Raw genomic sequence first — 11,705 nt, forward strand, 5'->3', positions numbered from 1 at the left:
CGTGGTCCCCTTCGTTCCGCAGCCCCATCGGCTCCGGCATCCATCGTTCCATGGGTTCCTATGGGCCGCAGGACATGTTCCTGCTAGAGTGTCGTCTGCGGCTGTGGGAGTCGCGACGAACGGGTGGGGATTCGTTCGACTGGGGAATGATCGATCTGGGGAGATCATGGGGACGCGTATCGGCTATGCCGTCGGAGCTTTCGACCTGTTTCACGTCGGGCACCTCAATCTGCTGCGGCACGCCAAACAGCACTGCGACATCCTGATCGCCGGTGTGGTGAGCGACGAGATGCTGCGTCAGGTCAAGGGGATCGAGCCGGTCATCCCGACCGCCGAGCGTGCCGAGATCGTGCGGCACATCTCCTTCGTCGACGACGTCTACGTCGAGACGACGCCGTCGAAGATGGACTCCTGGCGCGACGTGCGCTTCACGCACTTCTTCAAGGGCGACGACTGGCGCGGCACCGAGAAGGGCCTGCGGCTGGAGAGCGAGTTCGCGGAGGTGGGCGTCGAGGTCGTCTACTTCCCGTACACCGCGCACACGTCGAGCTCGGCGCTCCGCCGCGCGCTCGACGCGATCACCGCGAACGCCACGGCGTCGGTGGTCGGCGCGACCCGCTGAAGCCGGCGTCGGTCAGTTCGCGACGCCGAGGAGGCTGCGTGCCATCCGCGCCACGTGCGGCGGGGTGTGCGGGCCGAGCCACACCGTCCAGTGCTCCGGGGGCTCACTGCACGTCCACTCCAGGCACCACGCGTAGACGGCGTTCGCGAGACGCTCGCCGCGGGCATGGGCGCGCGGCCCCTCGGCGCGCAGGAGCCAGCGGACCGAGACCCCCTGGGGGACGTCGATGTGCCGGAACTGGATACGGGCCGCCGCCTCGATGAGGATGACGCCGTGCGCATCCCACGGGAGCCGGGACGCGACGCGAGCGATGGCTCCGACATCGGCGGCGTCCCCGGCGATGAGGACGGCTCCCTCCATCGCTTCCCAGTCCGGATCCTCGAGGTGCTCGCACGCGCTGCTCATGACTCCATAATAGGTATGGCTACCCTTACCATCAAGAGCCGTTAGTCCTCCGCGACGGCGCTCGTCAACACCTTTACCCGGACGGCGCCACGCGTCATCCTGAGTCCGTGAGCAGTGAGAGGATTCGACGCACGCCCTCCGGACGCCGCCTGGTCGGCGCCCTGGTCGGCCTGATCGTGGCCGCAGCCCTGAGCGGGTGCGGAGCGACGGTACCCGCAGACCCGGACGGCACCCTGGACCGAGTCACGGGCGGAGAGCTGCGGGTCGGCACCTCGCCCGACCCCGGCCTGGTCGAGACAGACGGCGGCCGGCCCCACGGGCCGGTCGTCGCCCTCGTCGACGGCTTCGCCGCGAGCCTGGACGCCCACGTCACCTGGACGGTCGCGACCGAGGAGAGCCTGGTGGGCATGCTGGAGACCGGCGACCTCGATCTCGTCGCCGGCGGCCTGACCCCGGACACCCCGTGGATCGACAAGGCGGGCGTGACCCGCGGCTATCCCGGGATCGAGGGCGCGGGCGGTCGGGAGCTCGTGATGCTCGTCCCCCTGGGCGAGAACGCCTTCCTCTCGGCCCTCGAGACCTACCTCGACGGTGAGGTCGATCGATGACCGAGACGAAGCGGTTCGGGCGCACCGAACTCCCCGACGAACAGCAGCAGGCGACCCGGAAAGCCGTGCGCTGGGAGATCTTCACGATCGTCTACACCTCGATCACGATCACCGTGATCGCGCTCGTCGTGGGCGAGTCCCAGGCGATGCGCACCGCGTGGATCGAGGACATGCTGTCCCTGATCCCGCAGTTCGCGTTCCTTCTCGCCCTGGTGTTCGTGCGGCGCCGCCCCACCCGGAAGCACCCCTACGGCCTGCACCGCGTGATGGGCGTCGGGCACCTCGTCGCCGGTGTCGCGCTCCTCGCGGTCGGCCTCAACCTCGCCGTCGAGGCCGTCGCCGGACTCCTCCGGGGGGAGCACCCGACCATCGGCACGGTGCAGCTGTTCGGGCAGACGATCTGGCTCGGTTGGCTCATGGTCGCCGTCATGGCCGTCGTGATCGTCGGACCGGTGTTCTTCTACGGTCCGGCCAAGGCCAAGCTCGCCCCCGTCCTGCACAACAAGCTGCTCTACGCCGACGCCGACATGGCGAAGGCGGACTGGCAGACGACGGTCGCCTCGATCGTCGGCGTGCTCGGTGTGGGCGCGGGAATCTGGTGGCTCGACGGCGCCGCGGCGCTCTTCATCTCGCTCGGCATCATCTGGGACGGCTTCCGCAACACGAAGACGGCCATCGTCGATCTCATGGATCAGCGGGCCCGCACGTTCGACAGCGCGGAGCCGCATCCGCTGGCCCGCGATGTCGTCTCCTACCTGCGCAGCCGCCCCTGGGTGGATCAGGCTGCCGTGCGCATGCGGGATCAGGGCCAGGTGTTCCACATCGAGGCGTTCGTGGTGCCGCATCATCGTGGCGTCCGCACGGCCGACCTGACCGCCGCGTCCGAGGGCATCGCCGACCTGGACTGGAAGGTGCAGGACGTCGTGATCATCCCGGTCGAGGAGCTGCCGGCCGAAGCGGACCCCGGGCGATGAGCGCCGCCGACGAGGCGCTGTTCCCCGGCTTCACGACCACTCGGATCCCGACCTCCGAGGCGGACATCCTCGTCCGTCACGGTGGCTCGGGACCGCCCGTCGTGCTCCTGCACGGGCACCCCCGGACCTCGGCGACGTGGCATCGGGTGGCTCCCCTGCTCGTCGAGCGCGGCTTCACCGTGATCTGCCCCGACCTGCGCGGCTATGGACGCTCCCGCGGCCCGGCGCCCACCTCCGATCACTCGGCCCATTCCAAGCGTGCCGTCGCCCGAGACATCCGCGCCGTCGCCGAGAGACTCGGTCACGAGCGCTTCCGCCTTGTCGGGCACGACCGAGGCAGCTACGTCGCGCTCCGGCTCGCGCTCGATCACCCGGAGACCGTGGAACAGGTCGCGCTGCTGGACTGCCTGCCGATCTCGGAGCACCTTCGCCGCTGCGACGCGACCTTCGCCGTGCATTGGTGGCACTGGTTCTTCTTCGCCCAGCCGGACATCCCGGAGCGCGTCATCGGCGCGGACCCGGAGGCCTGGTACGCCCCCAAGGCCGACCCGGCGACGATGGGCGCGGCGAACCATGCCGAGTTCCTGCACGCGGTGCGGCAGCCGTCGGTCATCCGGGCGATGCTCGAGGACTACCGCGCCGGTCTCACGATCGACCGCGCACATGAGGAGGCGGATCGCGCCGCCGGGCGCCGACTCGCGATGCCCGCGCTCGTGCTCTGGTCGGAACGCGACGATCTCGAAGAGCTCTACGGCGACCCTCTCCGCATCTGGCGGGACTGGGCCGACGATGTCCGCGGCCACGGCATCGACAGCGGGCACCACATGGCGGAGGAGGCGCCGGAACCTCTCGCCGCCGCACTGGCGGGCTTCTTCGAAGCCGCCCCTCCCCCACGGACGTAGGCTGGAGGCATGACCAACCCCGCCTCCGACACCATCACGATGTTCGGCGCCGACTGGTGCCGCGACTGCATCCGCACGAAGAAGCAGCTCGACGAGCTCGGCGTCGCGTACACCTACGTCGACCTGGTCGCCGACCCCGACGCCGCCGACATCGCGAAGGACATCTCCGGCCGCACGAACATCCCCGTCGTCGTCTACCCCGACGCCTCGCACCACGTCGAGCCGTCGAACGCCGACGTGGAGTCGAAGCTGCGCGAGCTCTCGCTCATCTGATCGTCTCGCCACTCGGCGGATCTCCGCGCGGACGCCTAAGCTGAAAGCCCGTTCGAAGGAGACGCCGATGACTTCTGCGCCCACGACAGCGCCTGCCGTTCCCGCTCTCGGGGAAGGCGAGGCGGAGCGGCTCGACGCCGCCGTCGCCGACCTGCAGACCGGGACGTCGGTGTGGACCGCGCTCACCGTGGCGCAGCGCGCGACGCTGCTCCGGCAGGTCCGCACGAGCGTCGCCGCGACCGCCGAGGACTGGGCGACGACCGCCGCCGCCTCCAAGGGCCTGGACGCGCGGCATCCGCTCCGCGGCGAGGAGTGGCTGAGCGGTCCGTACAGCGTCCTCGGGGCGCTCGACGCCTCGATCGCCACGCTGACCCAGATCGCGAACGGGGCCAATCCACTGGACGGCATCCGGGTCGACCGGGCGCCCGGTGGCCGGGCACGCGTGCATGCCTTCCCTCTCACCGGCATCGACCGGTTCCTGCTGTCCGGATTCACCGGCGAGGTCTGGCTCGAGCCGGGGACCACGCCGAACGCCGCCAGGGCGGGTGCGGGTCTGGCCCAGCGCACGCCGACGGTGTCCGGCGGCGTCGGCCTCGTGCTCGGCGCCGGGAACGTGACCTCCATCCCCGTGCTGGACGTGCTGTACGAACTGCTCGCCCACAACCGCACCGCCCTGCTGAAGGTGAACCCCACGCAGGACGCCCTGGTCCCCGTCTACAAGCGCGCGCTCGCCCCGCTCATCGAGCCCGGACTGCTGCGGATCGTGCGCGGGGGCCCGGCGGCCGGCGCGTATCTCACCCAGCACCCGGGCCTCGCGCACGTGCACATCACCGGCTCGGCGGCAACGTTCGACACCATCGTCTGGGGGCCGTCCTCCGGTGAGGGCGCGGCGGCGACGAAGCGCCGCCGCCGCGAGAACCGCCCGCTGCTGAAGAAGCCCATCACCGCCGAGCTCGGCGGGGTCTCCCCCATCATCGTCGTGCCCGGGAAGTGGACGGCCGCCGACCTCTCGTATCAGGCCGAGCACATCGCGACCATGCGGCTGCAGAACAGCGGCCACAACTGCATCGCGGGGCAGGTCGTCATCCTCTCCGCCGACTGGGACCAGGCCGACGACTTCCGCGCCGCGCTGCGCCACGCCTACGCCACCGCTCCGGAGCGCCCGATCTGGTACCCTGGCGCCCCCTCCCGCATGCAGGCCGCCACGGACGACTACCCGGACGCGCTCGTGCTCGGGGACCGGCTCCTCGTCGAGATCGACGGCGATGAGGACCCCGCCGCCCTGGAGAGCACGGAGTACTTCGCCCCGGTCCTCGGCGTGGTGAGCCTGCCGGGCACCGGCCAGGAGTTCCTCGACGCCGCGGTCGCCCACGCGAACGAGAAGCTGCAGGGCACGCTCGGCGCGAACCTGCTCATCGACCCGGCCACCGAGAAGGCGCTCGGCAGCGGGTTCGAGCGGGCGCTCACCGCCCTGCACTACGGCTCGATCGCGATCAACGGGTGGACCGCCTTCGGGTTCATCACCCCGACCCTCACCTGGGGCGCTTTCCCCGGCGGCACGATCGACGACGTCGGCAGCGGCATCGGCGTCGTCCACAATGCCCTGCTGCTGGATCGGGTGGAGCGCTCCGTGCTGCGCGGCCCCTTCCGACCGTTCCCGCGCTCGCTGCCCGTGGCCAACGGCGGCGGACGCCTGACCATCCTCCCGAAGCCGCCGTGGTTCGTCTCCTCCCGCACCGGCGCGGCCGTGAGCGAGGGTCTCACCCGCCATCGCGCGGACGGCGGCGCCGTCGGCCTCGTGAAGACCCTGATGCGCGCGCTCCGCGCCTGAGGGGACGCGTCAGGCCTCGGGCCGGAATCGATCGGTCGCGGCGCGGAGAGCCGCGCGGATGCCGGGTTCGGCGGCGGAATGGCCCGCGTCGTCGACCACCTGGAAGTCGGCTTCCGGCCAAGCCCGGTGCAGGTCCCACGCCGTCATCATCGGCGTGACCACGTCGTGGCGGCCCTGCACGATCACGGTCGGGATGTGCCGGATGGCGTCGATCCCGGCGAGCAGCTGTCCCTCGGCCCACCAGCCGCGGTGCACGAAGAAGTGGTTCTCGATGCGTGCGAAGGCGACGGCACGGCGGGGATCGGCCATCGCCGCGATCTGCTCCGGGTCGGGGCGCAGGGTGACGGTCGCCGCCTCCCAGGCCGCCCACGCGAGGGCCGCCGGTTCGTGGACCGCCGGGTCCGGATCGAACAGCCGCCGGTGATACGCCTCGATCATCCGCGAGCGCTCCAGGACCGGGATCGGCGCGATGAAGTCCTCCCACAGGTCGGGGAACAGCGCCGCCGCCCCGCCCTCGTAGAACCATTCGAGCTCGGCGCGACGCAGGGTGAAGATGCCGCGCAGGATCAGCTCGGAGACGACATCCGGGTGGGCCTGAGCGTAGGCCAGCGCGAGGGCGCTCCCCCAGGACCCGCCGAACACCTGCCAGCTCTCGATGCCGAGGTTCTTGCGCAGGAGCTCGAGGTCGGCGATGAGGTGCGCGGTGGTGATGTGCCGGAGATCGGCATCGGGCTCCGCGGCGGACGGCGTGCTCCGACCGCATCCGCGCTGATCGAGGAGGACGATCCGGTAGGCCTCGGGGTCGAAGAATTGCCGCTGCCACGGCGACGTCCCGCTGCCCGGACCTCCGTGGAGGAACACGACGGGCTTGCCCTCGGGGTTGCCGCTGATCTCCCAGGCCACGCGGTGCCCGTCGCCGACGAGCAGCACTCCGGTCTCGTACGGCTCGATGGGCGGATAGAGCCCTTCGGTGTTCGTCATGTTCGGTCCCCCAACCGGTCGTGCGGTCCTGCCGAGTCCACGTTATCTGACAACGACGGGATCACCGGGCCTACGGGTCGAGCTGATCGGCGGGAAGGGTGAACACCTGCCCGCACGCGACGAGCCCGTTCTGGTATCCCTCCGCGAACCAGCGCTGACGCTGCGCGCTGGAGCCGTGCGTCCAGCTCTCCGGATTGACCATGCCGGCCTGCTCCTGGATGTGGTCGTCCCCGACCGCGGCCGCCGCGTTCAGGGCGTCCTCGATCTGCGTCTCCGTCGGCTTCTCCAGGTAGGGATCCCCGTCGGCGTCGGTCTGCTCGGTCATGCGGCCGAGCCAGCCGCCGGCGTAGCAGTCGGCCTGCAGCTCCATGCGCACGCCGTTGCTGCCGGGACCGGTGCCGTTGTTCGGGTACTGGTCCATCGTCCCGGTGATGTTCTGGATGTGGTGCCCCCACTCGTGCCCGATGATGTAGAGCTGCGCGAGGTTTCCGGCCGAGGCCCCGAACTGCTCCTGCATGAGCTGGAAGAAGGTGGGATCGATGTAGACGGTCTCCTCCGGCGGGCAGTAGAAGGGCCCCACGGCATTGGAGGCCGTTCCGCACTGCGTGGATGTCGCGCCGTCGACGACGATGTTCTGCGGAGCCCGGTAGCCCTCGACGTTGTCCCCCCAGAACGCGTCCAGTGCGAGCTGAGCGCCTGCGAGCCGGCACTCGGCGTTCGCGTTCGCGTCGGCACCGGTGTCGCAGTTCTCGATGGCCGAACCACCGGCGGGTTCGCTCCCGCCCCCGGGCGCGCCACCGACGAGTCCACTCAGGTCGATGCCCAGCAGGGGGCCGGCGATGAGGGCGAGGAGGGCGAGCACGCCGACGCCGGAACCGCCCGCGATCGCCGCCGTGCGTCCGCGGCGGCGCGTGGTGTTGCGGGAGAGGTCGGCGTCGGGATTGAACGTCATGCGTCGAGGGTACTCCGCGCGCCGACACCCTGACGGACGTAGGCTCGTGGCATGGCCACCACGATCACCATCACCGGCGCGGGCGGACAGATCGGCTACGCGCTCCTCTTCCGCATCGCCGCCGGCGACATGCTCGGTCCGGATGAGAAGGTGCGGCTGCGGCTGCTGGAGATCCCGCAGGGACTCGGCGCTGCGGAGGGCGCCGCTCTGGAGCTGCAGGACGGCGCGTTCGATCTGCTCGAGCACGTGGAGGTGACCGACGACCCCGCGGTCGGCTTCGACGGCTGCGACCTCGCGCTGCTCGTGGGCGCGCGCCCCCGCGGTCCGGGCATGGAACGCGGTGACCTGCTGGCCGCGAACGGCGGCATCTTCGGGCCCCAGGGCGCCGCCATCGCCGCGAACGCCGATCCCGGGGTCCGCGTGACCGTGGTGGGCAACCCCGCCAACACGAACGCGCTGATCGCCTCGGCGGCGGCCGACGGCGTGCCCGCCGACCGCTTCACCGCCCTCACGCGGCTGGACGAGAACCGCGCACGGGCCCAGCTCGCCCAGACGCTCGGCGCCCCCGTGCACACAGTCCGGCGGGTGCCCATCTGGGGCAACCACTCGGCCACGCAGTTCCCCGACGTGTCGCACGCGACCGTCGGCGGGAAGCCCGTGCAGGACGCCCTGGAGCGGATCGTCGGCGACGTCCCGGCGTGGCTGGACCGGACGTTCATCCCCCGGGTCGCCAAGCGCGGCGCGGAGATCATCGAGGTCCGCGGGTCGTCCTCCGTCGCCTCCGCCGCGAGCGCGACGATCGACCATGTGCGCGACTGGGTCCGCGGGACCGAGGACTGGACCTCCGCCGCCGTCGTCTCGCGCGGAGAGTACGGCGTTCCGGAGGGGCTCGTCTCCTCGTTCCCCGTGCAGTCCGTCGACGGCGAGTGGCGCATCGTGGAGGGCCTGGAGATCGACGACTGGGCCCGCACGCGCATCGACGCCTCGGTCGCGGAGCTCGTGGAGGAGCGGGAGGCGGTCCGTGCCCTCGGACTGCTCTGATCCGGTCGCCGCGGGACGCCCCGGCAGGGCAGAATAGAGGGCGGAGGTGCGGGATGAGCGACACGATGGACCCGGCGGGCACGACGCCGTCTCTCGACGATGCGCTGACGAGCCCGCTCCACCTCCCGCACGACGCAGCAAAGTGCCCGAAGTGCTTCACGGAGCTGCAGCAGAACCGCAACTTCTGGACCGCGCGTCCCGCGGGCTCCCGCCTGGTCGGCCTCGTCGTCGCTCGTGAGGGCATGCCGTCGGTCGTCGAGCAGCGCGCCGACCTCACCCGTTTCGGCGTGCCCATCGAGGGCTTCCGTCACCCGGCGCCGGACATCCTGGAGAGCTGGAACGACCGCCTCGCGCGGCTCATCTCGACGCTCCGGACCGGAGACGTGGTCGTGGTGGCGAACATCCGGGCCCTGGGGCTCGACGCCGAGGAGGGCGCCCGCACGGTCGCCGAGCTCCGGCGACACGGGATCATCGTGAAGGTCCTCGGCCACGAGGCGCGTCATCTCGCCGACGCCGCCGGCGCCCGCTGAGAGCGCCGCTAGAACTCGCCGGACCGCAGACGGGCGAGCGTGCCCGCGCCGATCTCGGCACGGACGTCGGGACGGTTCGCGTAGAAGGTGACGAGTTCGGCCAGGAGCACCGGGTCGCTGGCGAGATCGGCCGCCGCCCACGAGGACGGCTGAGCGGTCGACGTCCGCAGTACTACGCGGTTGCCTTCCACGCCGGCGCTGACGACCTCCTCCCATGCCACGGCCACGTTGTTGCGCGGGATCCGGAGCTGCAGCCCGTCGGGGCGCAGCGTCAGGCGATGGGCGGAGGGAGCCCGGAACCACGACCGGATGCCGGCGATCGTCATGATCAGCGCGACCACCGGGAGGAGGAGCAGGGTGAGGAGCGGCAGTCGGTCCGCGGGCACCGTGAAGATGCTCCACGCCCACGCCGCGAGGAGCAGGGCCCCCACCGGCGCGAGGGCGCGCAGCGGCCAGACGATCCCCGCGGCCCCGCCGAACGCGATCGCCGGACCGTCGACGACCGGCCGGACGACTCGGACCCGTGAGACGCGGGCGTGGGCCACCATCAGCCAGACGCCGACGGCGACGGCCGCGAGCACACCGATCCCCAGGGCCTTCATCGCCGGAGCCGGATCGGCGAACAGGATCAGGCTGAACAGCAGGACCACGATGGCGAACACGACGCCGAACACCGTGAGCGCCGTGGTCGCGCGCTGCTGCCCCTCCCACCCCGGATGACCGGGTACCCAGATCGTCTCCAGAGAGGTCGACTGCTGCTGACCTGTCACCCGAACAGTCCCTTCCACGCCTTGCCGATGTTGTGCCCGGCGTCGCCCACGAAGTCGGTCGTGTTCTCCCAGGCGTCCTCCGCGAAGTCCGTCGTGGCGTCCCACGCATCCGCCATGCCGGCGTCGATCGACTCCCGGACGTCTTGCGGGACCCAGTTCTCGTAAGCCCACACCGCACCGGCGCCGACCGCCACCGCGGCCCCGCCGACGACCACCGCCGTGCCCCAGACCGGGAGCGTGACGACACCGGCCGCCGCGAGCGCGGCGACACCGGCAGCCGCAGCCGCGCCTCCCGCCGCACCGCCGATGATCTCCACCGCTGTGGACGAGGGGTCGTCGCCCGACGACATCGCCGAGCCCAGATTCCAGGCGTCGACGCCCCAGCCGATGAACGGCACCGCCCGACTCGCGCGAGAGAGTCCGCGGGCCAGATCCTCGGCCTCGTCCGCCGCCCACCGCATGCCGGTGGGGTTGGCGGCCTCGGCAGCGGCCTTGACGGCGGGATTGCCGGAGCGCAGCTCGCGAACGAAGTCCGATGCTCCGAGACGCAGATCCTCCGCGTGGGAGGTGAGCTCGGCCGCCGTCTCCGCCCACGCCAGGCCCTGGCCCTCGAGGTAGATCTTCGGGACCTCGCCGCTCGCCTCCCGCAGACCGGACAGGATCCTGTCCGCCGTGGACTGGCTCGGCATGGTCCCGAGGAAGCCGTCGAGGTTCTCGCTGATCCAGACCTCGAGCTCGCCCCACCAGGAGCCGACGTCGGCGGCGATCTCGTTGTACAGCTCGATGCGGTCGAGGTGCTCCTGCCACTCGTCCCAGTAGGGGTCGTCCCGCGACGTGGGGCACACCGGGATCAGGGACACCGGCCGGCCGATGATCATGCCGTTCACCGGAAGCCCCGCCGCCCGCGCATTGTCGCGGTGCGTCGCGAAGTCCTCCTTCATGCGCCGCAGCTGCCCGGCGTACGACCGGAGCTTCTCGGCGGCGTCACGGGCGAGGTCCTTGATCTCCTTCGCGGCGTCGGTCGTGCGCGAGAGGATCGTGACGTAGTCGTCCGCCGACTCGCCGAACCAGTGCCCGCGCACGCCGGTCGGGATGAAGGTCGTGACGTTGGAGGAGACGTCCGCGGCGTCCTTCAGGTCGGGGTCGAGCCAGTCCGCGGCCGCCTGTACCTGGTCGGCGTCGCCGTATGTGGTCGTGTCGATCGTCATCAGAGGTCCTCGACGATGGCCGCGACCGGGTCGAGCTGGTCGATCACGTCCTGTTCGTTCGTCTCCGCGTCGTCGGCGATGGCGCGGACGATCTCTCCCAGGGTGCCGTTGATCCGGTACAGGGCGTCGACGCCCTCCCCCACCCGCTGCATGATGGCGGCGACCGTGTCGGAGGCGAGTCCGCCGTCGACGGCCGTCGGAATGCCGGAGAGCTTCGTCTCGATGAGCTCGACCGCCTCCTCGTGCATGTCCGCATGGACGGCCATCACCTCCGGGTCCATCGCGATGCGGCTCATGCGATGGCTCCGTTCCGGCGGTAGGACGCGGGCACGTCGAGGTCGAAGATGACGACGTCGTAGGGCTGCGCCTCCTTGATCTGACCGAGGTCCTCGGTGCGCACCAGGACCCAGGGCTGCCGCTCGCCGGCGAGCTCCAGCAGCCGGTCCAGGGCGGTGTAGGCGAGCAGCGCACGCCGCCCGTCCTTCAGCTCCCGGATCTCGACGAGCTGCTCCTCCGGCGTCGACGTCACGCTCAGGGGCAGGTACAGCACGGGTGGGACCATCGGCGCTGCGGCCGGCGTCGGTTCGAAGGTCATCTCGGTCTCTCCT

Annotated in this window: 15 protein-coding genes; 8 read left to right on the plus strand and 7 right to left on the minus strand. The window is 71.1% G+C overall.

Features of this window, described 5'->3' with window-relative positions; translation table 11 throughout:
- Window positions 1-166: 166 nt before the first annotated feature.
- On the plus strand, window positions 167-622 hold the full coding sequence (locus AB0P08_RS03550) for an FAD synthase family protein (protein ID WP_187663183.1): 456 nt from the start codon (window positions 167-169) through the stop codon (window positions 620-622).
- Window positions 623-634: 12 nt separating this feature from the next.
- On the opposite strand, the gene AB0P08_RS03555 is transcribed toward AB0P08_RS03550, so the two are convergent.
- The gene (locus tag AB0P08_RS03555) at window positions 635-1,027 is read right to left on the minus strand and encodes an SIP domain-containing protein (RefSeq protein WP_363444786.1); all 393 of its coding nucleotides are present in this window, start codon (window positions 1,025-1,027) and stop codon (window positions 635-637) included.
- A gap of 107 nt (window positions 1,028-1,134) precedes the next feature.
- On the opposite strand from AB0P08_RS03555, the gene AB0P08_RS03560 reads away from it, so the two are divergent.
- The 5 genes from AB0P08_RS03560 (at window position 1,135) to AB0P08_RS03580 (ending at window position 5,615) form a co-directional block, all read left to right on the plus strand.
- The gene (locus AB0P08_RS03560) at window positions 1,135-1,635 is read left to right on the plus strand and encodes a type 2 periplasmic-binding domain-containing protein (protein WP_363588087.1); all 501 of its coding nucleotides are present in this window, start codon (window positions 1,135-1,137) and stop codon (window positions 1,633-1,635) included.
- The gene (locus AB0P08_RS03565) at window positions 1,632-2,609 is read left to right on the plus strand and encodes a cation efflux transmembrane domain-containing protein (RefSeq protein ID WP_363444790.1); all 978 of its coding nucleotides are present in this window, start codon (window positions 1,632-1,634) and stop codon (window positions 2,607-2,609) included. The genes AB0P08_RS03560 and AB0P08_RS03565 overlap by 4 nt, the downstream gene beginning before the upstream one ends.
- Window positions 2,606-3,511 carry an alpha/beta fold hydrolase gene (locus tag AB0P08_RS03570; protein WP_363588089.1) on the plus strand — a complete coding sequence of 302 codons (906 nt, stop codon included), beginning with the start codon at window positions 2,606-2,608 and terminating at the stop codon, window positions 3,509-3,511. The genes AB0P08_RS03565 and AB0P08_RS03570 overlap by 4 nt, the downstream gene beginning before the upstream one ends.
- Window positions 3,512-3,520: 9 nt before the next feature.
- Window positions 3,521-3,784 carry a glutaredoxin family protein gene (locus AB0P08_RS03575; protein ID WP_071327714.1) on the plus strand — a complete coding sequence of 88 codons (264 nt, stop codon included), beginning with the start codon at window positions 3,521-3,523 and terminating at the stop codon, window positions 3,782-3,784.
- A gap of 67 nt (window positions 3,785-3,851) precedes the next feature.
- On the plus strand, window positions 3,852-5,615 hold the full coding sequence (locus AB0P08_RS03580) for an aldehyde dehydrogenase family protein (RefSeq protein ID WP_363588091.1): 1,764 nt from the start codon (window positions 3,852-3,854) through the stop codon (window positions 5,613-5,615).
- A 9-nt stretch (window positions 5,616-5,624) separates the two neighbouring features.
- Here the strand turns inward: AB0P08_RS03580 and pip are convergent, their stop codons facing one another.
- Both pip and ypfJ read right to left on the minus strand, forming a co-directional pair.
- Window positions 5,625-6,596, minus strand: coding sequence for a prolyl aminopeptidase (gene pip / locus AB0P08_RS03585; protein ID WP_280569669.1), 972 nt, complete (start codon window positions 6,594-6,596; stop codon window positions 5,625-5,627).
- Window positions 6,597-6,666: 70 nt separating this feature from the next.
- On the minus strand, window positions 6,667-7,548 hold the full coding sequence (gene ypfJ / locus AB0P08_RS03590) for a KPN_02809 family neutral zinc metallopeptidase (RefSeq protein WP_363588093.1): 882 nt from the start codon (window positions 7,546-7,548) through the stop codon (window positions 6,667-6,669).
- A 51-nt stretch (window positions 7,549-7,599) separates the two neighbouring features.
- On the opposite strand from ypfJ, the gene AB0P08_RS03595 reads away from it, so the two are divergent.
- Together AB0P08_RS03595 and AB0P08_RS03600 are read left to right on the plus strand one after the other, a co-directional pair.
- Complete coding sequence (locus AB0P08_RS03595; protein ID WP_363444800.1) at window positions 7,600-8,589, plus strand: malate dehydrogenase; 990 nt, start codon at window positions 7,600-7,602, stop codon at window positions 8,587-8,589.
- A gap of 53 nt (window positions 8,590-8,642) precedes the next feature.
- Window positions 8,643-9,119, plus strand: a complete 477-nt coding sequence (locus AB0P08_RS03600; protein ID WP_101847531.1) for a recombinase family protein — start codon at window positions 8,643-8,645, stop codon at window positions 9,117-9,119.
- An 8-nt stretch (window positions 9,120-9,127) separates the two neighbouring features.
- On the opposite strand, the gene AB0P08_RS03605 is transcribed toward AB0P08_RS03600, so the two are convergent.
- The 4 genes from AB0P08_RS03605 to AB0P08_RS03620 are packed head-to-tail and all read right to left on the minus strand — an operon-like array spanning window position 9,128 to window position 11,692.
- Window positions 9,128-9,889 carry a hypothetical protein gene (locus tag AB0P08_RS03605; RefSeq protein WP_363588095.1) on the minus strand — a complete coding sequence of 254 codons (762 nt, stop codon included), beginning with the start codon at window positions 9,887-9,889 and terminating at the stop codon, window positions 9,128-9,130.
- Window positions 9,886-11,097, minus strand: a complete 1,212-nt coding sequence (locus AB0P08_RS03610; protein WP_187663174.1) for a hypothetical protein — start codon at window positions 11,095-11,097, stop codon at window positions 9,886-9,888. The genes AB0P08_RS03605 and AB0P08_RS03610 overlap by 4 nt, the downstream gene beginning before the upstream one ends.
- Complete coding sequence (locus AB0P08_RS03615) at window positions 11,097-11,393, minus strand: hypothetical protein (protein ID WP_062635420.1); 297 nt, start codon at window positions 11,391-11,393, stop codon at window positions 11,097-11,099. The genes AB0P08_RS03610 and AB0P08_RS03615 overlap by 1 nt, the downstream gene beginning before the upstream one ends.
- Complete coding sequence (locus AB0P08_RS03620) at window positions 11,390-11,692, minus strand: SAV_915 family protein (RefSeq protein ID WP_187663173.1); 303 nt, start codon at window positions 11,690-11,692, stop codon at window positions 11,390-11,392. The genes AB0P08_RS03615 and AB0P08_RS03620 overlap by 4 nt, the downstream gene beginning before the upstream one ends.
- Window positions 11,693-11,705: the final 13 nt, after the last annotated feature.

The organism is Microbacterium meiriae (assembly GCF_040686935.1).
In the GTDB taxonomy this organism is placed as follows: domain Bacteria; phylum Actinomycetota; class Actinomycetes; order Actinomycetales; family Microbacteriaceae; genus Microbacterium; species Microbacterium meiriae.

Excerpts from the sequence above, each read along its gene's own strand:
- AB0P08_RS03550 (WP_187663183.1), top strand. The coding sequence starts at position 167 with ATGGGGACGCGTATCGGCTATGCCGTCGGAGCTTTCGACCTGTTTCAC.
- AB0P08_RS03555 (WP_363444786.1), bottom strand. The coding sequence starts at position 1,027 with ATGAGCAGCGCGTGCGAGCACCTCGAGGATCCGGACTGGGAAGCGATG.
- AB0P08_RS03565 (WP_363444790.1), top strand. The coding sequence starts at position 1,632 with ATGACCGAGACGAAGCGGTTCGGGCGCACCGAACTCCCCGACGAACAG.
- AB0P08_RS03570 (WP_363588089.1), top strand. The coding sequence starts at position 2,606 with ATGAGCGCCGCCGACGAGGCGCTGTTCCCCGGCTTCACGACCACTCGG.
- AB0P08_RS03575 (WP_071327714.1), top strand. The coding sequence starts at position 3,521 with ATGACCAACCCCGCCTCCGACACCATCACGATGTTCGGCGCCGACTGG.
- AB0P08_RS03580 (WP_363588091.1), top strand. The coding sequence starts at position 3,852 with ATGACTTCTGCGCCCACGACAGCGCCTGCCGTTCCCGCTCTCGGGGAA.
- pip (WP_280569669.1), bottom strand. The coding sequence starts at position 6,596 with ATGACGAACACCGAAGGGCTCTATCCGCCCATCGAGCCGTACGAGACC.
- ypfJ (WP_363588093.1), bottom strand. The coding sequence starts at position 7,548 with ATGACGTTCAATCCCGACGCCGACCTCTCCCGCAACACCACGCGCCGC.
- AB0P08_RS03595 (WP_363444800.1), top strand. The coding sequence starts at position 7,600 with ATGGCCACCACGATCACCATCACCGGCGCGGGCGGACAGATCGGCTAC.
- AB0P08_RS03600 (WP_101847531.1), top strand. The coding sequence starts at position 8,643 with ATGAGCGACACGATGGACCCGGCGGGCACGACGCCGTCTCTCGACGAT.
- AB0P08_RS03610 (WP_187663174.1), bottom strand. The coding sequence starts at position 11,097 with ATGACGATCGACACGACCACATACGGCGACGCCGACCAGGTACAGGCG.
- AB0P08_RS03615 (WP_062635420.1), bottom strand. The coding sequence starts at position 11,393 with ATGAGCCGCATCGCGATGGACCCGGAGGTGATGGCCGTCCATGCGGAC.
- AB0P08_RS03620 (WP_187663173.1), bottom strand. The coding sequence starts at position 11,692 with ATGACCTTCGAACCGACGCCGGCCGCAGCGCCGATGGTCCCACCCGTG.